We start from the raw sequence: 25749 nt of genomic DNA, 5'->3' as shown, positions 1-25749 counted from the left end.
TGGTCGACGGGATAGAGCGCACTGCCCGCCGCAGGGGACCACAATCCGCCAAAGCTTCGAAGGGTTAAGCGCGACGGCAGCTTTCAGGCACATGACATCTGGCGCTGAGCGACCGACTGTGGGTCGGGACCGGAACGGCAGCTTCCAGCGTTGGCACCCACGATATCGGACGGTTCGAACGGGAAGCGCGCCTTATCAACTCTCGTCATTCCCTCGAACGCGGGAATCCAGAACCCAACCGCACTGCCATGCCGCCCTTTGGATTCCCGCACTCAAGGGAATGACAACATGGGATGTGCGGACGTGCCGCAGGCGGCCTGATCCCCGCGCCGCCCTTGCAAAGCCAGACGCCCCTCGTCATGGGGAGCCATGCTTTCGCTCATATCCGTCCTGATCGGCGCGGTGGCGCTGCTGCTCGCGATTCCTGCGTTCATCCCGTTTCTGGGCTGGGCCAACTGGCTGATCGTGCCGATCGCCCTGTTCGGCGCGCTGATCGGCCAGTTCTCCTACGGCAAGGGCGCGCGCAATTTCTGCCTGATCGTCGCCTGCATCTGCATGGCGCGCCTCTGGCTCGGCGGGGGCCTCTTATGAACGCGAGCATAGTCCGCGATACCCATCAGGTCGCCGAGCGGCGCACCGGCCTGCTTGCCGGCTTCGGCGCCTATGCGCTGTGGGGCTTGCTGCCGATCTACTTCAAGCTGCTGCACGACGTCTCGCCCACCGAACTGGTGGCGCATCGCATCCTGTGGTCGGTCCTGTTCCTGGTCTTCGTCATCGCCGGCATGCGGCTTTATCCGGCCCTGTGGCAGGCCTGCCGGCAACCGCGCCTCGTCGGCGCGCTGGCGCTGAGCTCGCTGCTGATCGCCTCCAACTGGTCGATCTTCATGTGGGCGATCCTGGGCGGCCATCTCGTCGCGGCGAGCCTCGGCTATTTCCTCAATCCGCTGGTCACCGTCGTCATCGGCACCCTGCTTCTCAAGGAGCGCCTGCGCCGCTGGCAACTGATTGCCGTGCTGATTGCCGCCGTTGCCGTCGCGATCCTTGCGTCCGGGGAGTGGCAGACGCTCTGGATCAGCCTTGGCCTGGCGCTGACCTTCGCCTTCTACGGCCTGGTCCGCAAGCTCACGCCCGTGCCGTCCGCTGTCGGCCTTGCGATCGAGACGAGCCTTCTGGCCGCGCCCGCGCTGGTGGTGCTCGGCTGGCTGTCGGCGCATCAGGGGCTTGCTTTCGGGCGTGACCCGATGACCACGCTCGGCCTGATCGGCACGGGCGCGGCAACCTCGATCCCGCTGATCCTGTTCGCCGTTGCGGCCCGCTCGCTGCCGCTGGTGACGCTCGGCCTGATGCAATATGTGGCGCCCTCCCTGCAGTTCGTCACCGGCGTCTTCCTCTATCACGAGAAGCTCTCGCCCGAGCGCTGGGCGAGCTTCATGCTGATCTGGGCGGCGCTGGCCCTGTTCATCTGGGACAGCCTGCGGGGCGCCCGGGCGGCGCGCGCATGAGCGACCGGACACCGGCGCGCCACGACCGTCCCTTCTTCGCCATCGGCCTGCGCCTGCTCGCCATGATGATGCTGGCGACGACCTATGCCTGCGGCAAGCTGCTCGCCGAGCGCGGCGCGCATTTGGCCGAGATCACCTTCTACCGCCAGCTCTTCGCCCTGCCCGTCGCCGCGGCCTGGGCCTTCGGGACGCTGGGCATGGCGACGCTGCGGCCCAGGGCGCCGATGCGCATCCACTGGACGCGGACGATCGTCGGCCTCACCGGCATGTTCTTCAACTTCGCGGCCGTCGCGATGCTGCCGCTGGCCGAGGCGACCTCCATCGGCTTCACCATGCCGATCTTCGCGACCATCCTCTCGGCCCTGTTCCTCAGGGAGCGGCCCGGCATCCACCGCTGGAGCGCGGTGCTGCTCGGCTTCGTCGGCGTGGTGATCATGGCCCATCCGGACTCGGCCAGCTTCGCCTCGGCCGGCCTGTTCGTGGCCTTGGTCGGCGCGATCATCACCGCGATCGTGGCGATCCTGCTGCGCGAGCTGGGGCATGTCGAAGCGCCGCCGGTCGTGGTCTTCTGGTTCTTCCTGCTCTCGATTCCCCTGCTCGCGCCACTGATGCTCTGGTGGGGACAGGCGCATGACCTGACAAGCTGGGCGCTGTTCCTCGCGCTCGGCCTTTCGGGCGGCGTGGCGCAATTGCTGATGACCTCGGCGTTGCGCTGGGGTCCGGTCTCGATCGTCATCCCGATGGACTACAGCCAGATCATCTGGGCGACCTGGGCGGGCTGGCTGCTCTGGTCGAGCTGGCCCAACTCGTCGACATGGGCAGGCGCCGCCCTGATCGCGGCGAGCGGGCTTTACATCGCCTGGCGCGAGCATGTCCGCCGGCGCGAACCGGTGGTCAGCCCCGGGGAGGATCTCGGCGGAAGATCAGGCTGAGATTGTTGGCGGGCATCGGCACGATCCGTGCGAGATTGAGGCCCTCCGCCCTGGCGACCGCCGTGACGTCATGCACCCAGCGCAGTCCCCAGGCGGCATTGCGGGACCGCAGCGACTCATCGAAGGCGATGTTGCTCGGCGCGGTCTCGACATCGTCCTGGAAATAAGGACCATAAAGATAGAGCAGCCGGCCTGCCGGAAGCAGCGCGGCGGCACCTGCGAACAGCCCCAGCGTCGCTTTCCATGGGCTGATATGCACCATGTTGATGCAGAGGATCGCATCCGCCTTCGAAAGGGGCCAGGAGCGCGGATCGGCCGCGTCGATCTGCAGCGGCGGCGCGATATTGGGCAGCGCCGCCTCGTCGATCCAGGACGCGATCGATGACAATGCGGCCGGGTCCGGGTCGCTGGGTTGCCAGCGCAGGGCGGGAAAGGCCTGTGCGAAGAACACCGCATGCTCGCCAGATCCGCTGGCGATCTCCAGCACCAGCCCGACGGACGGCAGCTCCTCGCCGAGCAGTTGCGCGATCGCCTCGCGATTGCGCGCGGTCGCCGGGGCATGGCGCTTGCCGCCCGACGCGCCCGCTTCGCTCGTCAGCCAGGGGCGCGGCGCGTCGGTCATCGCCGGGCCTGTCGCGCTTCCTGCAGGAGCGAGCGCGCGCGCAGAGCCATTTCGAGCCGCTGCGTCGACAGGAAACCGAGGGCAAAGGCGAGCAGCACATCGGTGACCGCGAAGATCGCATCCGGACTCCCGCCACCATTGGAGACGGTATAGCTGCGCGCGATCATACGGACGGCGACGAGCGCGAAAATGAGGAGGATCGCGGCCGGCGAGGCGCGCTGGCTGAGCTCGTGCGTCTCCGGATCGACACTGATGTGCATGAGCTTGCCGCGATACCAGCCGAGCGGCAGGCCGATCAGCAGGGCGAGGAACGCATAGAGCCAGGTCATGCCATGCGGCGGATGCGACCAGAAGATCGCGATCACGACCAGCGCATAGAAGCTCGGCAATATCCACAACCGCTCAAGGTGGAGACGGCGGCCCTGGTTCATCCGGCGGATGCGCAGGAACAGCACCAGCGAGATGATCACGATGGGGATCAGCGTCGCGAGCCAGTTCTGCGGTGGTTGATGCATGACCCTGTCCCTTAATGTGCGCGGCGATCGAACTTGCTGCCGTAGATATCGCGATGCGCCTGCTCGGCAAAGCGGTCCGTCATCCCCGCGATATAGTCGGCGATGTGACGGCTGCGGTGCGGTTCGTTGGGCAAACAGGTCGCATCCCAGGCCGAGCCCATCAGCGCCGGATCCGCATGATAGGCCTCGAACAGATCGGCCACGATGATGCGCGCCCGTTCGGCGGCGGCGAGCTGGAGCGGGTGATGATAGAGATTCTTATACATGAAGCGCTTGAGCGTCCGTTCGTCCTCGCGCATCCCGTCCGAGAAGGCGGCCACGGCGCGGCCAGCGCCGCGGATGGCCGAGACGTCCGCATCGGCAAGGCCGAGATCGACGAGATTGGCGCGCGTCGTCTCGATCAGGTCGTTGACCATGTAGCCGATCTGCTCGCGGATCAGCTCGCGCACCAGGCGCTCGACCGGAATGTCGGGATGGCGCGCAACCACCCTGTCCCAGCAGCGGGCGACGATCGGCACGTCGAGAAGCTGCTCCAGCGACAGGATGCCCGCACGCAGGCCGTCATCAATGTCATGATTGTCATAGGCGATGTCGTCCGACAGCGCGGCGACCTGCGCTTCCAGCGACGCCCAGCTGGTCAGATCGAGCGGGAAGGCATTATTGACCTCCCGCATCGCCCAGTTTGGCGCGGTGATCGGGCCATTATGCTTCGCGAGCCCCTCCAGCATCTCCCAGCTCAGATTGAGGCCGGGAAAACGCGGATAGGCCATTTCGAGCTGCATCAGGGTGCGCAGGCAATGCGCGTTATGATCGAACCCGCCATGCGCGGCGAGCGCCTCCTCCAGCGCATCCTCGCCGGAATGGCCGAACGGCGGATGGCCGATGTCGTGGGCCAGGCACAGCGCCTCGGTCAGATCCTCGTTGAGACCCAGCACCCGCGCGATGGTGCGGCCGATCTGCGCGACCTCCAGGCTGTGGGTCAGGCGGACGCGGTAATGATCGCCGTCTGGCGCGATGAACACCTGGGTTTTGTGGCGCAGGCGGCGGAAGCTGATCGAGTGGATGATGCGGTCACGATCGCGCTGGAAGATGTCGCGCGGTCCCCGCGCCTCTCCGCCCGGCTCGTCATACTGGCGGCCCCGGCTGCGCGCCGGATCGCAGGCATAAGAGGCGAGCGCCGTCACTTGCCGCCGATCTTCGCGACTTCCTCGCCTGCATCGCTTTGCCACAGGAATGCGTCGCCGCCGGACTTGGTGATCTGGGCGACGACCGCCTTGGCATCCTCGACTTTCTTGAACGGTCCGATCAGCAAGCGCCGCGTCGCGCCCCATTCGGCCGTCCAGCCGGCCTGATCGCCGATCGCATCGGCATAGGAGCGGCGCAGGCGGCGCAGATCGAAAGCCAGTGCGTCGACATCCTTGCCCGTCGCGATCTGCACCCAGCTGCGCGAGGGATTGGCGGCGAGCTTGGCTTTGCGCTCGGCCTCCGCCTTCTTGGCGGCCTCGGCCTTCGCCTTGGCTTCCGCCTCGGCCTTGGCCTTTGCTGCTGCGGCCTCGGCGGCCTTGCGGCGCTGCTCCTGGATGCGCGCGACGGCCCTCAGATCAGCGGAAACGGCGGCGGACTGGCGCTCCTGCTCGGGAATGGAGAGCGCCGAAAGTGCGTCCGCCAGCGAACGAGGCGGCGCGGCGATCGGCTGGGCCGCAGCGCTGAAGCCCGGCGCCGGCTCGGTTCGCACAGGAGCCGGCATCGGATTGGCTGCAGGCGGTGTCGAGGTGCGCGGCGGCGCGGCGGATACCAGCTCCGTGCCCGGATCCGCTGGCCCCTGGATCTGTCCCGGAGGTGGCTCCGCCCGCTCGACATTGCTCTGCGCGAGCGCAACCGTCGTGGGCGCTTCGTAGTTGCGCTGCGGTGCCGACGCTGACTGTGGCGGCGGGCTGGACCGCGGCGCTTCCTGACGGACCGGCGATGCCGCCGGCGGCGCTATGGTTGCCGGCGGAGGTGCTTCCCGGCGAATTGGGGGCGGCGTGGCCGCGCGGATCGGTGCAGCAGCCGCCAATGTCGTCGCAACTGGTGGCGCCGGGGCGGGGCGCGGTGCTGCCGCACGTGCTGCTGCGGCTTTCTCCGCCTCGCGTGCCTGGGCTTCCGCGCCGCGCGCCGCGCGCCGCTCGGCAGAGGTGGGACGGCGGCTGCGCTTGCCACCATCGGTTGCGGCGGAGGCGACCTGCACTTCCCGCTCCCTGACAGGATCGGGTGCCGCGAGCTTCAGAACGTTGGTCGGGAACTCGCCATAATAAGCGGCGGCGGCCTTTTGCGGCGGCGTCAACAGCGGCAGGCGCTGCATATAGGGATCGAGCGCGTCGGCCAGACCCTTCGGCATCACGGACTGCGTGACCTTGCGCGCATCGGTCATGCGACCGTTCATCGCATAGATGAAGGCACGCATCCGCCACGCCTCGCGATCGCCCGTGGCCAGCGCCTGTTCGAGCTGGCGATCTGCATCGCCAATCTTGCCGGAGATGCCGAGCGAGACGGCATAGCGCAGCCGTGCGGTTTCGTCGGCGCTATTGGCACGCAGCGCGGCCATATAATCGCGCTGTGCCTTGTCTTGCTGACCGGTCAGGTCATAGGCCAGTCCGCGTTCGGCCAGATGCCCGGTCGGCTGCTCGCCGAGCGCCTGTGCGGCGTCGAAATTTTCGGCAGCCGAGGTCGCTTGCTTGAGCGCAATCTGCACGATAGCGAGGCCGAGCTTGGCCTTGCCGAGCTGTGGATTGACCATGTTGGCACGAGCAAAAAAGCCGTTCGCGGCCTGAATGTCGCCCAGGTCGAGGGCTGCCTGCCCTGCCCCGAGAAGCGCCGTCACATCCTGAGGATTGCGTGAAAGCGACGCCAGATTTCGATTGAGAGAGTCGACTGCCGCAGCCGACGGCGTCGCCTGCACCACTTCGCCGGCCTGCCGCGCTTGCGACGGCACAACCTGACCCATCGCCAAAGCCACCAATGACGGGGCCAGGATCCAGCGCATCCGTTTCACTCGACGATATCCTCTCGGACCAGCGGGCGCGTCGATCGCGCCCGCACGCCCCGGTTACTGGTTGTTCTGGCGATTGAGGAACCGCGGCACCTCGAAATCGGTGCGATCGCCGTCACTCTCGTCATCTTCTTCCGGACGGGCCTGGCCCCGGGCGAGCTGCGACATGCGCTCAAACAGGGTACCGCCGACCACCTTGGGCGTTTCAGCCGCAGGCGTCGGCGTCGGCGGATTAAGCGTCGGGGCGGGTTCGGCCGACAGGCTGCTATCCAGAACCAGCTCGTCTTCACCGGTAATATCGTCGAACTTCGTGGTCGCAAAGCGTGGTGCCTCGACCTTCGGTGCCGGTTCGGCGGGTATGAAATGCTGAGCCGGTGCTTCTTCCAGCTCTTCCTCCTCTCTCAGGTCGAGCTCGGCGGGCGTCGTTTCGAACGGCGCGGGCGGAGTCAGCGTCACTGGGGCAGCCGTGGGCGTTACCGCCGCAGGCGCCGGGCGCGACACACCGATGTCGCCGAGGCGGAACGGCTGGCTCTTGGGCGCATGCGCGACCGCTTCCGTATCGATGCCGGTCGCGACGACCGAGACGCGGATCTTGCCGTTGAGATTCTCGTTGAACGCCGAGCCCCAGATGATGTTCGCATCGGGATCGACCAGCTCGCGAATGTGGTTCGCCGCCTCGTCGACTTCCATGAGGCGCATGTCCTCGCCACCGACGATCGAGACGATGACGCCCTTGGCGCCACGCATCGAGACGCCGTCGAGCAGGGGGTTAGCGATCGCCTTCTCCGCCGCCGCGAGCGCACGGCCGTCGCCTTCGGCTTCGCCGGTGCCCATCATCGCCTTGCCCATCTCCTCCATCACCGAACGGACGTCGGCGAAGTCGAGATTGATGAGGCCGGGCATGACCATGAGATCGGTGATGCCGCGCACGCCCTGCTGTAGCACTTCGTCGGCCATCTCGAACGCTTCCTTGAAGGTCGTGTTCGGATTGGCGATCAGGAACAGATTCTGGTTCGGGATGACGATGAGCGTGTCGACATGCTTCTGCAGCTCTTCGATGCCGCTCTCGGCCGAGCGCATGCGGCGCGCGCCCTCGAAGGTGAAGGGCTTGGTGACGACGCCGACGGTAAGGATGCCCTTGTCGCGCGCCGCCTTGGCGATGACCGGCGCGGCGCCTGTGCCCGTGCCGCCGCCCATGCCGGCCGCGATGAAGCACATGTGCATGCCTTCGAGCGCTTCCTGCACTTCGGCGATCGTCTCTTCCGCTGCGGCGCGGCCGATGTCGGGCCGCGAACCTGCGCCCAGCCCTTCGGTGATGCGCGGGCCGAGCTGGATGCGGCGCTCGGCCGGCGAGGCGTTGAGCGCCTGCGCGTCGGTATTGGCGACGATGAAGTCGACCCCGTCGACCGAGGCGCCGATCATATTCGCGATGGCATTGCCGCCGGCACCACCGACACCGATCACGGTGATCCGCGGCTTCAGCTCGTCCACATGAGGCGGACCGATTTCAATGCTCATTCGATAATCTCCTTGCGGTGCCATTGGCGCCATCACCATCGCGGAATCATGCACCAGTTGGACGGCCAATTCACGCTCTTTTTAACCATTCATCCACAATATATTGCGTCCGGCCCCGCCGGCGCGCGCTAATATCCGGCACGCACCGCCGAGATCAGTCGCTGCATCATCGCGGCGCCTCGCGTTCGATGCACACGCTGTTCAGCCAAAGGGCGATGCAGCAGATCTTCCCGATCGCGCGACGCATGCAGAGCGAGCCCCGTGAGCGTCGCGAAGGCCGGACCGCGATGCGCCTCGGGCAGTGCATCAAGCAGCTTCGGCTTGCCGATCCGCACCGCGCGGCCGAGGGCGGTCTGCGCATAATCGGCAATGCTCTTGAGATCCGCCCCCCCGCCTGTCAGCACGACCTGTCGTCCGACCGGGCTATGGAAGCCCATCTCGTCCAGCGCCTTGCTGACCTCGCTCATCAGCCGGTTGAGCCGCTCGCAGATCACGCCGACCAGCTCGGCGCGGGTCACGCGCCGCGTCTCGGCCTGCTCGGCGCTACTCGCCGCCGGTGCAATCTCGATGATCTCGCGAAAGTCGCGACGCGACTGCATGGCCGAACCGTAGAAGCATTTCATCCGTTCGGCCTGGCTGCGGCGGATACCGAAGGCCGAGGCGATGTCGTCCGTGATGTCGGCCGCGCCGATCGGAATCGACTTGAGACCGACCAGCATGCCGCCGATATGCAGCGAGACATTGGTGACGCCCGCCCCGAGCTCGACCAGCGCCACGCCGAGGTCACGCTCCTCGTCCGACAGGCAGGCCGCCGCTGTCGCGACTGGCGCGGCCACGATGCCCTGCACGTCGAGATAGGCGCCACGCACGCTGGTCTCAAGGTTGCGCAACGGTGCGCCGTCAGCCAGCACGACATGAATGTCGACGCCGAGCTGCTTGGCATGAAGACCGAGCGGCCGCGCTACGCCGCGCATGCCGTCTATGGTGTAGAGCGTCGGCTGCGCCTGCAGGATCACGCGGCCTTCGGGATCGATGCGCTCGCGCGCACGGTCGTAGAGCGCGTCGATGTCCGCCTGCTCGATGCGCCGGCCGCCGACAGACATCTCGACCGGCTCGACCTTGCTCTCGACGCTGCCGCCCGAGAAGCTGAGCAGCACTTTCTCGATGTTGGTGCCGGCGACCTTCTCGGCCTGCTCCACCGTCTCGCGCACGGCCAGTTCGGTGCGCTCCATGTCGATGACGAAGCCGCGCCGTACGCCGCGGCTCTCGCGCTGGCCGGTACCGAGCACAGACAGGCTGCCATCCTCATTCTTCTTCGCGATCAGCGCGGAGACCTTCCAGGTGCCGATGTCGATGGCGGTGATCAGGCCGTCATTGCGGGGCGCTGCCATGCGTCAGTCCTCCTTCTTCTCGGGCGCGGGCGTGGCGGCGGCCTTGGGCGCTTCACTGCTGGCGACGACGGCAGTCCCGGCGCTCGGGGCGGTGATGGCCGGCGCGTCATTCTTGCCGTGACCGGGCGGCAAGCGCAGCACGAACCGGCTGGGGTCACGCATGTCGAAACGCAGAACCCCGCGCCCGAGCAGTCGGTCGACGCCGTCCATCCGCGCGAAATTCACGAGCGCAGCGGCCGCTTCCGCCTCGCCCTCGGGTAGCATGAGCTGCTCGCCGGACTGGAAGCGCAGATCCCAGCGGCGATTGCCGATCCAGGTGGCGCCGGCGAGGAGCGGCTTGAGGGCAGGCGCCGCATCCATGAGACGCGTGAGCGCCTCGGTCTGCTTGTTGGCTTCCGGTCCGACCACCAAAGGCAGATCGGGAATCGCGTTGGCCGCGACGCTGCCGAGCGGAATGCCGCCGGCATCGACGAGGCTGAGCTGGCCGTCATGCTGCCACACCGCGACCGGTTGGCGCTCGACGACATCGACGATCAGCGCGTCCGGCAGGCGGCGCGAGACGCGCGCATCCTTGACCCATCCCAGGGTCATCACCTCGGCGCGCAGCTTGTCGAGATCGACCGACAGCATCGAGCGGTCGACATATTTGACCGCGATGTCCGAGACCTGCATTTCGTCGTTGCGCTCCAGGCCGCGCACCTCGATCTTGGTGACGGCGAAGCCCGCGCGCCCGGCGGCGCCGCTGATCTCCTGGCCGACCATCGCGGGCAGCCCGAGGAAGCTCGCGGCGAACCATAGCATTGCCAGGATCAGCAGACCGATGCCCCAGGTCATCAGCTTGTGGATCTGCGCGGGGCTGAGCGGGATATAGTCCAGCAGCCGATCGCCCAGCGGCTTGCCCTGACGCGGCCGGCGCGGGGTGCCGCTGCCGCCCGTCCGGCCGGAGCGGCCCGAGCCGCGCTTGATCGTCGCCGTATTCATGCCTTCGCCCCCTTCGCCGCCAGCGCATCCTCGACGAGCGCCTCGACCAGATCCCCGAAATTGATGCCCAGATGAGCGGCCTGCTCCGGCACGAGGCTGAGCGGCGTCATGCCGGGCTGTGTGTTCACCTCGAGCAGGAAGAGCCCCGCCAGTCCGCGCTCGTCATCCCAGCGGAAGTCCGAGCGGGACGTGCCCCGGCAGCCGAGCAGGCGATGCGCCTTGAGCGCGATCGCCATCATCGCCTCTGCAATGTCATCGGGCACCTGCGCGGGACAGACATGCTGGGTCATGCCCTCGGTATATTTGGCGTCATAATCGTAGAAGCCGTTGTTGGGCTTGAGTTCGGTGACGCAGAGGGCCCGGTCGCCGAGCACCGCAACGGTCAGTTCGAGCCCGCGGATGAAGGGCTCGGCCAGCAGTTCGTCGAACGCCTGCCAGGGGCCGACCACGTCGCGGCCGATCGGATTGCCATAATTGCCCTCCGCCGTGACGATGGCGACGCCGATCGACGAGCCCTCGTTGACCGGTTTTACCACATACGGACGCGGCAGTGGATCGGCGACGAACAAGGCTTCGGAGGCGACGATATGGCCGCCCGGCATGGGAATGCCATGCGGCACGAGATGCTGTTTGGTGAGTTGCTTGTCGATGGCGATGACCGAGGTGGCGAGGCCGCTATGCGTATAGGCAAAGCCCATGATGTCCATGAGACCCTGCACCGTCCCGTCCTCGCCCGGCACACCGTGCAGCGCGTTGAACACGACGTCGGGATTGGCGGCGATCAGCTTGGCGGGGAGGTCGCGCCCCTCCGCCCTCGTCGCGCCGAGATCGACGCGCGTCACCTTGTGACCGCGTGCTTCCAGCGCAGCGGCGATCTGCCCACCGCTGGTCAGCGACACCTCGCGCTCGGCCGCCCAGCCGCCCATCAGCACGACGATGTTATAAGGGCCGCTCATGCCGCCCCTCCCTCAACTCGGCGCCCCACGCGCTGGATTTCCCATTCGAGGCTGATGCCGCTGTCCTGCTTCACGCGCTTGCGGACTTCCTCGCCGAGCGCTTCGATGTCCGCACTGGTGGCGTCTCCGGTGTTGATGAGGAAATTGGTGTGCTTCTCGCTGACCTGCGCGCCGCCGAGCATAAGGCCGCGACAGCCGGCGCGATCGACCAGCGCCCAGGCCTTCTCACCATCGGGATTCTTGAAGGTCGAGCCGCCGGTCTTGCTGCGCAGCGGCTGGCTGGCCTCGCGCGCGGTGGCGATGCGGTCCATCTCGGCCTGGACGGTCTCGGGCGCCTCGGGATGACCGCGAAACGTCGCCGAGACGACGACCGCGCCCTCGGGCAGGGTCGAGTGGCGATAGGTGAAGCCCAGCGCGGACAGCGCCAGCGTCTGGCGCGCGCCGTTACGCAGGACGATGTCGGCCTCGACGAGAATGTCCTTCACCTCGCGGCCATAGGCGCCGCCGTTCATGCGCACGAAGCCACCGACCGTGCCGGGGATCGAGCGCAGAAATTCGAGGCCGCCGATGCCAGCGTCTCGCGCAGTCGAGGAGACGAGAATGCCCGAGGCGCCGCCCCCGCAGCGCAGGCTGGTCGCGTCCAGCCGCTCGACCTGCGCGAAGGCCTTGCCGAGCCGCACCACCACGCCGGGCACGCCGCCGTCGCGGACGATGAGATTGGAGCCGAGACCGAGCGCCATTACCGGCACGACCGGGTCCAGCGCCGCGAGGAAATCGCAGAGGTCGTCGGCGTCCTTCGGCTCGAACAGCCAGTCGGCCGCGCCACCGGACTTGAACCAGACGAGCGGCGCCAGCGGCGCATCCGCCGTCAGCTTGCCGCGCACGGCAATGTCAGCAACGGGACGGGCTTCTGCAACCATCAAAGCCGGCCGCCCCAGAAATTGATCCAGCGATCGAACATGTCGTTCTGGACCTTGGCTGCCTGATTCAGGGCCTCGCCCATATCGAGCGCGGCCTTGCCGACATCGGCCTGCGTCTCGGCGGCATTCATCATACCCCGCGCCATGTCGAGGCCCTTGCTGTGCACCTCGATCATGCGCTCCTGCATCTCCAGCCCGATCCGCATAAGCTCCCACATCAGCGGCGCTCCTCGATCGCGGCGGCGAGACCGGCGGCCCATTTGGTGATGTCACCGGCGCCGAGGCAGACGATCATGTCGTCGGCCTTGAGATCGGCGGCGAGCGCGGTGGCCAGCGCATCGGCATCGGCGATCGTCTGCGCGGCGCGATGGCCTCGGCGCTTGAGGCCGGCGACCAGAGCGTCGGCATCGACACCCTCGATCGGCTGCTCGCCCGCCGTGTAGACCGGCGACACATAGACGACATCGGCATCATTGAACGCCTGCTGGAACTCGTCCATCAGATCGCGCAGACGCGTGAAACGGTGCGGCTGGACGACCGCGATCACCCGGCCCTTGGCGCCCTCGCGCGCGGCGGCGAGGACGGCGCGGATCTCGACCGGATGATGGCCGTAATCGTCGATGACAACCGCGCTGCCGCCGTCGACGGCAATCTCGCCAACCTTGGTGAAGCGCCGCTTGACGCCGCCGAAGTTCGCGAAGCCCGACTGGATCGTCGCATCGGGAATGCCCATGTGCAGCGCGACGCCGATCGCGGCCATGGCGTTCAGCACATTATGCCGGCCGGGCATCGGCAGGCTGATGCCCTCGATCCGTCGCACCGATCCATCGCGCTCGCGGATCTGCACGTCGAAGATACTGCCGCCGGGTACAGGCTGGACATTCTCACCGCGAATATCGGCCTGGGCCGAGAACCCATAGGTGACGATGCGCCGGTCCTGAACGCGCGGCAGGATCGCCTGCACCTCGGGATGATCGAGGCAGAGCATCGCCGCACCATAGAAAGGCACATTCTCGACGAACTCGACGAAGGCATCCTTCACCGCGTCGAAATGCCCATAATGATCAAGATGCTCGGGATCGATGTTGGTGACGATCGCCAGCGTGCCGTCGAGACGCAGGAAACTGCCGTCGCTCTCATCGGCCTCGACGACCATCCACTCACTGTTGCCGAGACGGGCGTTCGAACCATAGCTGTTGATGATGCCGCCATTGATGACGGTGGGATCGACGCCGCCCGCGTCCAGCAGCGCCGCGACCATCGAGGTGGTCGTCGTCTTGCCGTGCGTGCCGGCGACCGCGATGGTGGACTTGAGGCGCATCAACTCAGCCAGCATCTCGGCGCGGCGGATCACCGGCACCCGGTTCTCCAGCGCGAGGTCGACTTCCGGATTGCCCTTCTTGATCGCCGTCGAGGTGACGACGACGGCGGCATCGCCCAGATTCTCCGCGGCGTGGCCGATCATGACTTTGATGCCCAGTTCGCGCAGATGGGCGATGACATAGCCCTCGGCCATGTCCGACCCCTGCACCTTGTAGCCCATATTGTGCATCACCTCGGCGATGCCGGACATGCCGATGCCGCCGATGCCGATGAAATGGATCGTGCCGATGTCGGTCGCGACGCCCTTCATGCGGACGCTCCCGCAAGGCCGGAGAGCGGAATATCATCGCTCACGCGGACAGTATCGATGGTCTGGGGAGCAGGGCCGAAACTTTCGATCAAATCACACATATCCTTGACGGCATCGGGCCGGCCGCAGTCCCAGGCGCGCTTGGCCGCGTTCTGGAGGACGCCCGGCTCCATGGCGAGCTTCTGCATCTGTTTGGCAAGCTCGGCGGGAGTGAAGTTCTTCTGGTCGATCGCGCGCGCGCCGCCAGCCTTGACCATCTCCTGGACATTGTAGGCCTGGTGATTGTCCATGGCACTGGGCAGCGGGATGAGGATCGCGGGGCGGCCGGCGACGGTCAGCTCGGCGATGGTCGAGGCGCCGGCGCGGGCAATGACGAGGTGCGACCAGCCGAGCTTGGTCGGCATGTCCTCGATATAGGTCGCGAGATCGGCGGGGATCTCCATGTCGGCGTAGATCTTGCGGACCTGCTCGATGTCCTCCGGGCGGCACTGCTGCGTCACCTGCAGGCGGCGGCGCAGGCTGATCGGCAGCATGGCGAGTCCAGCGGGGACAACGCTGGAGAGGATCGTGGCACCCTGGCTGCCGCCGGTGACAAGGAGGCGCAGCACGCTCTCCTCGGAGAAGACCGGGAACGGCTCCTCGCGCAGGGCCAGCACCGCCTCGCGCACAGGGTTGCCGACCAGATGGGTCTTGTGCGCATGGCGCGCGGCGAGGCGCTTGACATCCGGATAGGCAGTGGCGATCGCTGCCACCTTGCCGGCTACGAGGCGATTGACCCGACCCAACACGGCATTTTGTTCATGCACGATCGTCGGAATGCGCTCGGCGAAAGCGCCGAGCAAGGCGGGCAGCGCGGGATAGCCACCGAAGCCCACGACAGCCGCCGGCTCGAACGTCTCGTAAAGGCGGCGGGACATGGTCCGCCCCTCGCGGATCGCGCGCAGCCCCTTCATCCAACCACTGATCCCGCCGCTCATCCGGCCGGCTGGCAGAATATGGGTCTGCACATCCTCGAACAGGCCGGGAATCCGGGCGCCGCGTTCGTCCGTCACCAGCGCGACGCGGTGCCCGCGCGCTGTCAATTCCTGCGCGACGGCATGGGCCGGGACCATATGTCCCCCCGTCCCGCCTGCAGCCAGCACATAGTGCCGGAAGATGCTCATTTGCCGCTCCACGTGATCACATAGGGTGATCGCGCCATATACGGGTTGCGCCGGGTGAAGGCCAGCAGCAGGCCGACGCCGCCGCACAAGGCGATCATCGACGAACCGCCATAGCTGATGAACGGCAGAGTCATGCCCTTGGAGGGGAAGATGTGGATGTTGACGCCGATATTGATGATCGCCTGCAACCCCATCTGGATCGCGAGACCGGCGGTCGCCATGATCACGAACGGATCATCCTCATCGAGCAGGCGCAGCAGCACGCGCACGATGATGGCGAGGAAGACCGCCGCAATGGCGACACAGGCAATGAGGCCGAACTCCTCGCCGACAACCGAGAAGATATAATCGGTATGGGCTTCGGGCAGGTTGAACTTGGCGGTGCCGCCGCCCGGCCCGACGCCGAGCAGACCGCCATGGGTGATCGTGGTATGGGCGAGTTGAACCTGATCAGGGCCCTCGAGCGAATCCTTGACCGGAAACAAGAAGGCGTCGATGCGCTCGCGGCCATTCTCATAGAAAAGATAGGCCAGCACGAACAGGCCGAGCGCCGCCGCGCCGAGCGCCGTCATGATTCGCAGCGACGCGCCGCCGATCAGCAGCAGCGAGGCCCAGAGCGCGCAGAAGACGACAGTCTGGCCGAAGTCCGGCTGCTTCATCAGCAACAGCGCGACGATGCCGGTCATCATCCCGGTCAGCGGCACGACGGGCAGCGAGGGGTCGCGCGCGCGCAGCGAGAGCAGCCAGGCGACGGTGACGGCGAAGACGGGCTTGAGAAACTCCGAGGGCTGGAAGCGGAATATGCCGAAACCGATCCAGCGCGTCGCCCCCTTCACGTTGGAGCCGACATGCGGAAGCAGCACCAGCACCAGCGAGACCATGAACGCCACGGTCAGCCCCACCGCGAGACGCCGGGCCTGAATGCGCGGCAGCATCGAGATGACGAACATGATCGGCAGGCCGATCGCAATGAACATGATCTGCCGATAGAAATAATAAAGCGGTGCCACGTCCTTGCCCGTCTCCTTGGCGAGCTTCATCGCCCCGACCGGCGAGGCGGCCGCGACGGCAACGAGGCCGATGGCGATCAGCACGACGATGAGACCGAGCAGGACGCGGTCGATCTCCCAGAACCAGATGGCGAGCGCCGTCCGTTCGCGGGGAAGCGGCTTGCGCGGACGGGGCCGCAGCGGCGACAGCGCTATTTCGAGCTGGCCGATCTTGCCGGTCGGGCGCGGCGCGCCGCCGTCGATGAGAGTGATCTCGCCGTCCCCGCTCATGCGCCTTCTCCCGACTGTGCCTTGTCGCTCAATGCCGCCACCGCCGCCGCAAAGGCGTCGCCCCGCGCCTCGAAATCCCGGAACTGGTCGAAAGAAGCACAGGCCGGCGACAGCAAAACGACATCGCCCGGCCGCGCGCGCGCGGCCGCTTCCGCGACCGCCGTCACCAGCAGCTCGCATTCCTTGACAGGCACCTTCGCCGCGTCGAGCAGCCGCGCGAAAAGCGGGCCGGCCTCGCCGATCGTGTAGGCATGGGCGACGTTCGGGAAGCCCGGCGCGCATTCGTCGAGAGTGTCGCTCTTGGCGAGGCCGCCCAGGATCCAGTGGATGCGCGCATGGCCCCCGATGTTCGGCCAGGCGGCGAGCGCCGGCGCGGTCGAGGCGGCATTGGTCGCCTTGCTGTCGTTCACGTAGAGCACGCCGCCAATCTCGGCGACGCGCTGCATGCGGTGCGGCAGGCTGGCATAGGTCTCCAGCGCAGCACCGACATTGGCCTCGCTGATGCCGAGCGCCTCGGCGACCGCGACCGCGACCGCGACATTCTGCGCATTGTGCGGCCCCTGCAGCGAGGGCCAGCGCGCCTGCGCCTCGGTCGAGACGGACGCGGCCGAGACGAGCCGGGCATGAGGCACATGCGCCGCAACGCCGCGCGTGATATCGTCATCGACGGCGATCACCGCGGCACGGCCCGGCGACTGCATGGCGAAGAGCCGCGCCTTGGCATCCACATAGCCCTGGAAATCGGCATAGCGATCGAGATGATCGGGCGTCACGTTGAGCAGCACGGCCACGTCGCAGTCGAGGCTGAAGGTCAGGTCGATCTGGTAGCTGGAAAGCTCAAGCACATAGATGCCGCCTGCCTTGAGTGGTTCCTGCGCGAGGATCGGCAGACCGATATTGCCGCCCATCCGCGTCGGCAGGCCGGCCATGCGGATGATGTGATGGATGAGGGCCGTGGTGGTCGATTTGCCATTGGTGCCGGTGATGCCGACGACGCGATGCGGCGGCAGGCTCGGCCGCGCCATGGCGAACAGCTCGATATCACCGATGATCGGCACGCCGGCTTCGCGCGCGCGCGTCGCGATCGGATGCCGATTGAGCGGCACGCCGGGCGACACGACGATCGCGTCGAGCCCGTGCAGGTCCATCTCCATGGGATCGCCCAGCACCGCCTTGCCGGCGACGAGCGCGCGGGCATCCTCGCGCTGGTCCCAGGCGATCACCCAGGCGCCGCTTGCCGCCAGCGCGTCGACCGTGGCGAGGCCCGAGCGGGCCAGGCCCAGAACGGCAAAGCGCTTGCCGGCAAAGGCGTCCGAGACGATCATCGCAGCTTGAGCGTCGCGAGGCCCGCCAGCGCGAGCACGAAGGAGACGATCCAGAAGCGGATGACGACAGTGGTCTCGGGCCAGCCGAGCTGCTCGAAATGATGGTGGATCGGCGCCATCCGGAAGACGCGCTTGCCGGTGCGCTTGTAATAGAAGACCTGAATCACCACCGACAGCGCCTCGACCACGAACAGCCCGCCGACGACGGCGAGCACGATCTCGTGGTGGGTGGCGACGGCGATGACGCCGATCGTGCCGCCCAACGCGAGGCTGCCGGTGTCGCCCATGAACACGGCGGCTGGCGGCGCGTTGAACCAGAGGAAGGCGAGGCACGCGCCGATGATCGCGCCGCACAGGATGATGAGATCGCCCGCGCCCGGCACATGCGGGATGCCGAGATAGGCGGCATAGTCGGCACGGCCGACCAGATAGGCGAAGGCCATGAAGGCCATGCAGGCGATGATGACCGGCATCGAGGCGAGCCCGTCGAGCCCGTCGGTCAGGTTCACCGCGTTGCCGAACGCGACGATCACGAAGGCGCCGAAGATATAATAGGCATAGCTCAGATCGAGCGCGCCGCCACTCCAGAACGGCAGATAGAGCAAGGTGCCGTTGCGGCTGACGATCAGCCAGGTGGCGAGGCCGGCAATGGCGAATTCCGCCAGCAGCCGCATGCGCGCAGAGAGACCCTTGTGGCTGGCCTTCGTGACCTTGTCATAATCGTCCATGAAGCCGATCGCGCCGAAACCCAGCGTCACGATGAGGCAGGCCCAGATGTAGATGGATGCGATGTTCATCCACAGCAGCACCGAGACCATCAGGGCGGTGAGGATCATGAGGCCGCCCATGGTCGGCGTCCCGCGCTTGGCGAGATGGGTTTGCGGGCCATCGGTGCGGATCGGCTGCCCCTTGCCCTGGCGGACGCGCAACCAGCCGATGAGTTTCGGTCCGATGATCAGGCCGACGACCAGCGCGGTAACGATGGCCGCGCCGGCGCGGAAGGTCAGGTAGCGGATGAGATTGAGGACGCCGGAGAAGTGAAGCTGCTCGGCAAGCCAGTAGAGCATCAGGCCACCTCGTTCGCAGCAAGCTTCTCGACGAGGCGGGACAGGCCGACGCTGTTCGATCCCTTGACCAGCACGACATCGCCATCGGCAAGCCGATCGGGCACCATATCCAGCACGTCCGTCACATCCTTCACACGTTCGACCGGCACCTGCCCTGCCAGCGCATCGGCCAGCGGCGCCATCTCGTCGCCGACCAGCACAGCCAGGCCGACATTGGCGGCCCTGACCGCATCGGCGAGGCCGCCGTGCAGGCTCTCGGACAGATGGCCCAACTCCTTCATCGCGCCGAGCACGGCGATGCGCCGGCCGGCCTTCTCCTCGCCAAGCTGCGCCAGCGTGGCGCGCATCGAGGCGGGGTTGGCATTATAGGCTTCGTCGATCAGCAATGCCTCGCCGCCATCGGCCGTGCGCAATTTGCGGCGAGCACCGCGCCCTGGCAGGCCGGTCATCTCGGCAAGAGCGAGGCCGGCCTGCGCCAGATCGCCGCCAACCGCCTCGACTGCCGCCAGCACCGCCAGCGCATTGCTGACCCAGTGCCGCCCGGCCATCGCGACGGTGAAGCTGAGGCGCGCGTGGCGCAGTTGCGCCGTCACCAGCGTGCCGCCGCGCTCGGAGGGCATTTCCTCGATCACGCGGACATCCGCCCCTTCGCCAACGCCGAAGGTGACGACCCGGTGCGCATAACGCGTCGCATGGCTGTAGAGCAGAGCGGCGTGCGGCGAATCATAGGGAATGATCGCGACCCCGTCCCGCGTCAGCCCTTCGAAGATCTCGGCCTTGGCCTCGGCGATCTTTTCCTCGCTGCCGAAATATTCGATATGCGCCGGCGCGATGGTCGTGACGATGGCGACGTGCGGGCGGACCATGCGGGTCAGAGCGCGCAGTTCGCCGGCATGGTTCATCCCCATCTCGAACACGCCATATTGCGTCTGCCGGGGCATGCGCGCCAAGCTGAGCGGCACACCAACGTGATTATTATAGCTTTTCAAGGACCTGTGCGCCGCACCGAAGCTCATCCGCTCGAACGCGCGGTAGAGCGCTTCCTTTGTCCCGGTCTTGCCCGCCGAGCCGGTGACGCCGATGATCCGGGCATCGGTCCGCGCGCGCGCGGCAATGCCGAGCCGATCGAGCCCCTTCGCCGTGTCGGCGACCTTCACGAAGGGGCCGTTGACGTCATGATCGACGAGCAGGCCGCCCGCGCCCGCGGCGAGCGCCCTGGGGATATAGTCATGACCGTCGGCCGTCTCGCCCTTGAGCGCGATGAACAGGTCGCCGGGCGTCACCTCGCGGCTGTCGAACGCGACGCCGTTCACTTCGAACGGCCGCGATGCCGCGCCCCCGGTCGCCTCGGCAATGTCCTCGGACGTCCAGAGAGCGCTCATGCGGCGCATTCCCGCGCGACCGTGACGTCGTCGAACGGCAGCACCCGGTCGCCGATGATCTGGCCCTGCTCATGGCCCTTGCCGGCGAGCAGGACGATGTCGTCCGCGCCGGCTTCCGCAATCGCGGCGGCGATGGCCACGCGGCGCCCGCCAATCTCGCGCGCGCCCGGCGCGCCGGCCATGATCGCCGAGCGGATGACCTGTGGATCTTCCCCGCGCGGATTGTCGTCGGTCACGATCACCACGTCGCTGAGATCGCTGGCGACGCGGCCCATCATCGGGCGCTTGCCGGCGTCGCGGTCGCCGCCCGCGCCGAACAGGGTGATGAGCCGGCCCCGCGTGTGCGGCCGCAACGCCTCGATCGCCGCCTGCAGGCCGTCCGGCGTGTGCGCATAGTCGACATAGACCGGTGCGCCGGCCCTGGTGATGACCGCGCGCTCCAGGCGGCCACGCACCGGCTGCACACGCGCGAGCAGCCCGAGCACGTCCTTCAGCGCACCGCCGGTGGCGAGGACGAGGCCGGTCGCGGTCAGCGCGTTGGCAGCCTGATAAGCGCCGATCAGGGGCAGCTCGACCTTGTGCGTTGCGCCCTCGGCCTCGATCATCAGCGTCTGGCCAAGCTGCGTGGGCGTGCGGCTGACGAGCTTCAGCGTCGTGCCCTTGGTCCCCACGGTGATCAGCTTGAGCTTGCGCAGCGACGCGTGCTCGATGACGGCGCCGGAATAGTCCTCGTCATCAGCCCAGATCACGGCGGTGCCGTCGCTCGCCAGCACCTCGTCGAAGAGGCGCATCTTGGCGGCGAAATACATGTCCATCGTGCCATGATAGTCGAGATGGTCGCGCGTCAGATTGGTGAAGGCGCCGGCGACGACGCGCAGACCCTCGCTGCGATACTGGGCGAGGCCATGGCTCGACGCCTCGTAGGCGACATGGCTGACGCCTTCCTTGGCGAGGCCGGCCATGTTGGACAGGAAGGTGACGATGTCCGGCGTCGTCAGGCCGGTCGAGACCTGATCGACCGAGGTGGTGACGCCGAGCGTGCCGATGGACGCGGAGCTATGCCCCATCATCCGCCAGAGCTGGCGGGTCAGCTCGACGGTGCTGGTCTTGCCGTTCGTGCCGGTCACGGCGACGACGGTCTGCGGGAACGGCGCATAATATTGCGAGGCGAGGCTCGCGAAGAGGCGGCGCGGCTCGTCCGCCTTGATGTGCAGCGCGCCGTCCACCTTCGCCTCGTGCCGCGCCACGACCGCGATCGCGCCGGCCGCGATCGCCGCGGGAATGAAGTCCTCGCCATTCACCCGCGCACCCTGGAAAGCACCGAAGATGGTGCCCGGCGCCACCTTGCGATTGTCGATGGCGAAACCCGACACCGCCGCGTCTTCGGCGCCGGCGGGCAGGGAGGAGATGAGGTCACTGAGCCGCATCATTCGTCCTTAGCCTGTTCGTGCAGCAGGGGCATCAGCGCAGTGGTGTCGATATCGCGATTTTGCTCGGGAAATACGTTGAGCAGAGGCGCGACGCGGGTGATGAACCGGCTGACCACCGGCGCGACGGTATAAGCCGCGGTGCGAACGCCGGGCGCCCGCGCGCTGCCCTGTGGCTCGTCCATCATGATGAGGACGACATAGCGCGGATTGTCCATCGGGAAGGCCGAGGCGAAGGTCGTGATCAGCGAGCGGTGCGCGTAGCCGCCCCTGGTCGGTTTCTCGGCCGTGCCCGTCTTGCCGCCGACACGATAGGCCGGCGCATCGGCGGAGCGACCGGTGCCGGAGAGCACGATCATGCGCAGCAGCTGGCGCATGCGCGCGCTGGTCGCCTCGGTGAACACGCGGCGCGACGCGAGCTGCTCGCCCGGTTTGCGCTTCAGCACCGTTACCGGATGCCAGACCCCGCCGTTGACCAGCGCGGCATAGGCGCTGGCGAGATGCAGCGGGGTAACGGCGATACCATGACCGTAGGCCGTGGTCATGTTGGCAAGCCGGCTCCATTCCCGGGGCCAGAGCGGCTTGGCACGCTCCTTGAGCTCGAAATCGAGCCGCTGGTCGAAGCCCAGGGCGCGATAGACTTTCGGAAGCGTCGTCAGGCCCATTTCGTCGGCGATCCGCGCCGTCGCGATGTTGCTCGAATGAACCAGCGTCTCGGGCACGTTGATCCAGCGGCCGAGCGGGTGATCGTCGTGGATTGTGAAACCAGCGATCTGCAGCGGCTTGGTGGCGTCGTAGGTCTTGGAAAGATCGGTCACGACGCCTGCATCCATGGCCGCGCCGATCGAGAGCGGCTTGAAGGCCGAACCCAGCTCGTAATTGGCCTGGACAACGCGATTGCAGCGTGGCGACATATCGCAGTCGATGATCGCGGGGCGAAGCTTGCCGTCCCTGCCCATCACCGGCGGGGGCAGCTGGAGTGGCGCGAGGCGGTTGGGATTGAAGGTCGGCAGCGAGGCCATGGCGACCACTTCGCCATTGGTCGCATCGAGCACCACGCCGGCCGCACCCTTGGCGCTCTGCTCGGTGACGCCCTGCGACAGCTCATCCTCGAGCGCGGCCTGGACGCGCGCGTCGAGCGCCAGCTCGAGCGGCTGGCCGCGCAGCCTGGGATCGAGCAGCCGCTCGTCAAACGCCGCCTCGACGCCCATGCCGCCATGGCCTTCACGATTGGTAAAGCCGATGATGTGCGCGGCCAGCGTGCGCTGCGGATAAAGCCGCTCCGGCTCGCGCGGAAACTCGATGCCGACCTCGCCGAGCGCATTCACCGCCGCCACTTCCCGGGGCAGCGCGCGCTGGCGCAGATAGTTCCAGTTCCCGCCCGAGGTGAGCTGCTTGTAGAAATAGCCGACCGACTGGTCGGGGAAGATATCATGCAGCTTGACCGCCAGCACGCGCGGATCGCCAAGCACCCGGTCGCGGCGGACGGCGATGGCATAGCCATCGATGTTGCGGGCCAGCGGCACGCCGTTGCGGTCGACGATGTCCGCGCGCTGCGGCACCGGCAGCGGGCTGATCGATCGCTCCGCCTGCGCACCGGCGGCAACGCCCATCCAGACCATCCGGGCGGCCATCACCGTGGTGATCGCCACGAAGATGATCAGCACGAGCATGATCCGCCCGTGCGCCACGACGACGAGGTCGACCTGTTCTCTGCTGTCCTGGCGCGGCTCCGGCCGGGCGATGATTGTGGCCATCAGCGCCCCTTGACGTTGCTGGCGCCCGGCGCCCTGGTCACGCGATCGAGCCTGGCGAGCGGCGCGGCGCCGAGCAGCTTCTCATCCAGCAGGGCGAGCCGGGCCTTCTTGCGGGCATCGGGATCGGGCTCGCCGGCGGGACGGATGAACTTGTCCTCGGCGCGCGTCTTCGCCTTGCTGTCATCGCGGACCTTCAGCTCGGCGGCCGAGGCGGTCTTGATCAGCGAGAAGTCCGATCCGGTCGAGCGGGCGGGCGCTTCGGTGGTCGCCTTCTTCGGCGCAAGTGCCGCGGCCGGCGGGGCGGGTGCTTCCGCCTGCGCAACCTCCACCGGATGCTGCGCGACCTTGGTCGCCATCGCGGTCATCACGGGCGGCGGCGCATAGCCTTCGCCGGCCGGGGCGATCCGGTCGAGATTAGCGAGCGCGCGCTCATCGGGCAGATATTGCGTGGGCGACGGCACATAGAGACGCAGGTCGTTCTGGTTCCACGCGGCCAGCTGACGCATGCTCGCGCGCGACCCGAACTCCGCCTCAAGGTAGCGGATATTGGCGCGCGTCCAGCGGATCTGGTCGATCACGTCGTGCACCGCGTTGCGCTCGGTCGCGACGCGCAGGCTGATGAGATAGGCCGAGAGCGCCCCCATCGCGACGACGAGAATCCACATGATGCTTTGCAGGCGCTTGATGGCGATCATGACTGTGCTCCCACATGGTTCCAGGCTGGGGCGTCCGTCCGCACGGCGCTGCGCAGGGTGGCGGAGCGGGCACGGGGATTGCGGGCAAGCTCCGCGTCGCCGGGGCGGACGGCCCGGGCAGGCTTGTGAAAGGTCGGCGCCCGGGTGGCGCGCGCCTCGGGGCGGTGGCGCGATCCGCCGGCATCCTGACCGGAACGGGCGCGCAGGAAATTCTTGACGATGCGATCCTCGAGGCTGTGGAAAGTGATGACGGCGAGCCGCCCGCCGGGACGCAGCACGGCCTCGGCGGCATCGAGCCCGCGCTCCAGCGCATCCAGCTCACCGTTCAGATAGATGCGGATCGCCTGAAACGTCCGCGTGGCCGGATCGGTCTTGTCGCCCGGCCGCTTGCCAAGCGCCTTGTGGACGGCGCCGACCAGATCGCCGATCGTCGCCAGAGGGCGCGCCGCGACGATGAACCGGGCAACGCGGCGCGACTGGCGCTCCTCGCCATAAGTGTAGAGAATGTCGGCAAGCTCGCTTTCGTCGATACGGTTGAGCAATTCCGCCGCCGTCTCGCCGGCCTGGCTCATCCGCATGTCGAGCGGTGCATCGGGAAAGCGGAACGAGAAGCCGCGCCGCGCCCGGTCGAGATGCATGGACGACACGCCGATGTCGAGCAGGACGCCATCGACGGAGCCGTAGCCGGCTTCCGCGAGAAGCGCGTCCATCACCGCGAAATTGCCGTGCAGCAGGCGGATCGCGCCGTCGCTCGCCGCGACGACCGCCTGACCCTCCGCGATCGCATCCGGGTCCTGGTCGATCGAGACGACGCGCGCGCCGCGCGCCGCCATGGCGGAACTGTGCCCGCCGGCGCCGAAAGTGCCGTCGACATGCGTCTCGCCGGGGGCAATGGCGAGCGCCTCGACGCTTTCGTCGAGCAGCACGGGCAGGTGCGGCTCGGCCGGCGGGGTTGCTGAAGCGGCGTGGCTCATGCCTTCGCCCTCCGCTTGGCTTCGACTTCCGCCATGAACTTGCGGCAGAAGCCATCGATCACGCTGTTCTTGGGGCCAAGATCGAGGAAGCGCTGGGGATCCCAGAGCTGGATCACGCGATTGGCGCCGGTGAAGAAGATCGCATCCGAAATGCCGGCGGATTCGCGCACTTCGCGCGGGATGGCGAAGCGGCCGGCGCCATCCAGATTCACTTCGTCGATGCCGACGAAGAAGGCCATGTCGTGCATGTCCTGATCGAAGTCCTCGCCGCGGGCGCGGGCAGCTTGCGCCTTGGCTTCGGATTCGGCCTGAAAGGCCAGCAGCTCGGAATCGCCGAAGACCGTGAGATAGGGGCGGTTCTCGTCCAGCCGCAGCTGGATGCGGGTCTCGACGGTGCAGCTTTTGCGCAGTTCGCCGCGGAAGTTCGCAGGCATGACGAAGCGCCCCTTCGAATCGAGGGCGCTGCTGCCATATCCCTTGAAAACTGCCCCAGCCACTTGGCGCCAACGCTCCCTGTCCTCGGGACAAACGTCTCCCCGTTGCCGAAACGCGCATGCGCACGGCGTCGATGTCCGGGAATGAGACGAGCTGCCCCTTGGGTCACTTTCCTATCAAAGTGCCTGGGATCGCGAAAGCAAAATATGGGAATTCATGGGAAATCATGATGGATTCCGGGGAAGT

General features: G+C 67.2%; 24 protein-coding genes. 3 read left to right on the top strand and 21 right to left on the bottom strand.

The window, feature by feature from the left end; all coding sequences use genetic code 11:
- The first annotated feature begins 369 nt into the window (after positions 1-369).
- Genes KK488_RS13870 through KK488_RS13860 form a run of 3 tightly spaced genes read left to right on the top strand, consistent with a single transcriptional unit; the run spans position 370 to position 2434 of the window.
- Positions 370-591 carry a hypothetical protein gene (locus KK488_RS13870; protein WP_214624273.1) on the top strand — a complete coding sequence of 74 codons (222 nt, stop codon included), beginning with the start codon at positions 370-372 and terminating at the stop codon, positions 589-591.
- On the top strand, positions 588-1502 hold the full coding sequence (gene rarD / locus KK488_RS13865) for an EamA family transporter RarD (protein ID WP_214624272.1): 915 nt from the start codon (positions 588-590) through the stop codon (positions 1500-1502). Before KK488_RS13870 ends, rarD begins: the two co-directional genes overlap by 4 nt.
- The gene (locus KK488_RS13860) at positions 1499-2434 is read left to right on the top strand and encodes a DMT family transporter (RefSeq protein WP_214624271.1); all 936 of its coding nucleotides are present in this window, start codon (positions 1499-1501) and stop codon (positions 2432-2434) included. The genes rarD and KK488_RS13860 overlap by 4 nt, the downstream gene beginning before the upstream one ends.
- On the opposite strand, the gene KK488_RS13855 is transcribed toward KK488_RS13860, so the two are convergent.
- From KK488_RS13855 to KK488_RS13755, 21 genes are all read right to left on the bottom strand, one after another.
- Entirely contained in the window at positions 2397-3056 is a 660-nt protein-coding gene (locus KK488_RS13855; RefSeq protein WP_214624270.1) for a DUF938 domain-containing protein, read from the bottom strand. The genes KK488_RS13860 and KK488_RS13855 overlap by 38 nt on opposite strands.
- On the bottom strand, positions 3053-3571 hold the full coding sequence (locus KK488_RS13850; protein WP_214624269.1) for a CcdC protein domain-containing protein: 519 nt from the start codon (positions 3569-3571) through the stop codon (positions 3053-3055). Before KK488_RS13850 ends, KK488_RS13855 begins: the two co-directional genes overlap by 4 nt.
- An 11-nt stretch (positions 3572-3582) precedes the next feature.
- Positions 3583-4755 carry a deoxyguanosinetriphosphate triphosphohydrolase gene (locus tag KK488_RS13845; RefSeq protein ID WP_214624268.1) on the bottom strand — a complete coding sequence of 391 codons (1173 nt, stop codon included), beginning with the start codon at positions 4753-4755 and terminating at the stop codon, positions 3583-3585.
- On the bottom strand, positions 4752-6431 hold the full coding sequence (locus KK488_RS13840; protein WP_214624267.1) for a tetratricopeptide repeat protein: 1680 nt from the start codon (positions 6429-6431) through the stop codon (positions 4752-4754). The genes KK488_RS13845 and KK488_RS13840 overlap by 4 nt, the downstream gene beginning before the upstream one ends.
- Positions 6432-6656: 225 nt before the next feature.
- Positions 6657-8117, bottom strand: a complete 1461-nt coding sequence (ftsZ, locus tag KK488_RS13835; RefSeq protein WP_214624266.1) for a cell division protein FtsZ — start codon at positions 8115-8117, stop codon at positions 6657-6659.
- Positions 8118-8245: 128 nt separating this feature from the next.
- Positions 8246-9508, bottom strand: a complete 1263-nt coding sequence (gene ftsA, locus KK488_RS13830) for a cell division protein FtsA (protein WP_214624265.1) — start codon at positions 9506-9508, stop codon at positions 8246-8248.
- A 3-nt stretch (positions 9509-9511) separates the two neighbouring features.
- Entirely contained in the window at positions 9512-10489 is a 978-nt protein-coding gene (locus KK488_RS13825) for a cell division protein FtsQ/DivIB (protein WP_214624264.1), read from the bottom strand.
- Positions 10486-11445: a D-alanine--D-alanine ligase gene (locus KK488_RS13820; RefSeq protein ID WP_214624263.1), complete on the bottom strand. Its 960-nt coding sequence runs from the start codon at positions 11443-11445 to the stop codon at positions 10486-10488. The genes KK488_RS13825 and KK488_RS13820 overlap by 4 nt, the downstream gene beginning before the upstream one ends.
- Positions 11442-12365 carry a UDP-N-acetylmuramate dehydrogenase gene (gene murB, locus KK488_RS13815; RefSeq protein WP_214624262.1) on the bottom strand — a complete coding sequence of 308 codons (924 nt, stop codon included), beginning with the start codon at positions 12363-12365 and terminating at the stop codon, positions 11442-11444. The genes KK488_RS13820 and murB overlap by 4 nt, the downstream gene beginning before the upstream one ends.
- Positions 12365-12583, bottom strand: coding sequence for a hypothetical protein (locus KK488_RS13810; protein WP_214624261.1), 219 nt, complete (start codon positions 12581-12583; stop codon positions 12365-12367). Before KK488_RS13810 ends, murB begins: the two co-directional genes overlap by 1 nt.
- Positions 12583-13998: a UDP-N-acetylmuramate--L-alanine ligase gene (gene murC, locus KK488_RS13805; RefSeq protein WP_214624260.1), complete on the bottom strand. Its 1416-nt coding sequence runs from the start codon at positions 13996-13998 to the stop codon at positions 12583-12585. Before murC ends, KK488_RS13810 begins: the two co-directional genes overlap by 1 nt.
- Positions 13995-15161 carry an undecaprenyldiphospho-muramoylpentapeptide beta-N-acetylglucosaminyltransferase gene (murG, locus tag KK488_RS13800; RefSeq protein ID WP_214624259.1) on the bottom strand — a complete coding sequence of 389 codons (1167 nt, stop codon included), beginning with the start codon at positions 15159-15161 and terminating at the stop codon, positions 13995-13997. Before murG ends, murC begins: the two co-directional genes overlap by 4 nt.
- Positions 15158-16441, bottom strand: coding sequence for an FtsW/RodA/SpoVE family cell cycle protein (locus KK488_RS13795; protein WP_214624258.1), 1284 nt, complete (start codon positions 16439-16441; stop codon positions 15158-15160). The genes murG and KK488_RS13795 overlap by 4 nt, the downstream gene beginning before the upstream one ends.
- Positions 16438-17766: a UDP-N-acetylmuramoyl-L-alanine--D-glutamate ligase gene (gene murD, locus KK488_RS13790; protein ID WP_214624257.1), complete on the bottom strand. Its 1329-nt coding sequence runs from the start codon at positions 17764-17766 to the stop codon at positions 16438-16440. Before murD ends, KK488_RS13795 begins: the two co-directional genes overlap by 4 nt.
- Entirely contained in the window at positions 17763-18833 is a 1071-nt protein-coding gene (mraY, locus tag KK488_RS13785) for a phospho-N-acetylmuramoyl-pentapeptide-transferase (protein ID WP_214624256.1), read from the bottom strand. Before mraY ends, murD begins: the two co-directional genes overlap by 4 nt.
- Entirely contained in the window at positions 18833-20215 is a 1383-nt protein-coding gene (locus KK488_RS13780; protein ID WP_214624255.1) for a UDP-N-acetylmuramoyl-tripeptide--D-alanyl-D-alanine ligase, read from the bottom strand. The genes mraY and KK488_RS13780 overlap by 1 nt, the downstream gene beginning before the upstream one ends.
- Positions 20212-21642, bottom strand: coding sequence for a UDP-N-acetylmuramoyl-L-alanyl-D-glutamate--2,6-diaminopimelate ligase (locus KK488_RS13775; protein ID WP_214624254.1), 1431 nt, complete (start codon positions 21640-21642; stop codon positions 20212-20214). Before KK488_RS13775 ends, KK488_RS13780 begins: the two co-directional genes overlap by 4 nt.
- Complete coding sequence (locus KK488_RS13770) at positions 21642-23399, bottom strand: peptidoglycan D,D-transpeptidase FtsI family protein (protein WP_214624253.1); 1758 nt, start codon at positions 23397-23399, stop codon at positions 21642-21644. Before KK488_RS13770 ends, KK488_RS13775 begins: the two co-directional genes overlap by 1 nt.
- A complete protein-coding gene (locus KK488_RS13765) occupies positions 23399-24094 on the bottom strand; it encodes a colicin transporter (RefSeq protein WP_214624252.1) in 696 nt (231 codons plus the stop codon). Before KK488_RS13765 ends, KK488_RS13770 begins: the two co-directional genes overlap by 1 nt.
- On the bottom strand, positions 24091-25068 hold the full coding sequence (rsmH, locus tag KK488_RS13760; RefSeq protein WP_214624251.1) for a 16S rRNA (cytosine(1402)-N(4))-methyltransferase RsmH: 978 nt from the start codon (positions 25066-25068) through the stop codon (positions 24091-24093). Before rsmH ends, KK488_RS13765 begins: the two co-directional genes overlap by 4 nt.
- The gene (locus KK488_RS13755) at positions 25065-25502 is read right to left on the bottom strand and encodes a division/cell wall cluster transcriptional repressor MraZ (RefSeq protein WP_214624250.1); all 438 of its coding nucleotides are present in this window, start codon (positions 25500-25502) and stop codon (positions 25065-25067) included. The genes rsmH and KK488_RS13755 overlap by 4 nt, the downstream gene beginning before the upstream one ends.
- Positions 25503-25749: the final 247 nt, after the last annotated feature.

The sequence above is a fragment of the Sphingobium nicotianae genome (assembly GCF_018603885.1).
Classification (GTDB): domain Bacteria; phylum Pseudomonadota; class Alphaproteobacteria; order Sphingomonadales; family Sphingomonadaceae; genus Sphingobium; species Sphingobium nicotianae.
Note: the sequence above shows the minus strand (reverse complement) of the source record. Positions and strands in the feature narration are given on the sequence as shown.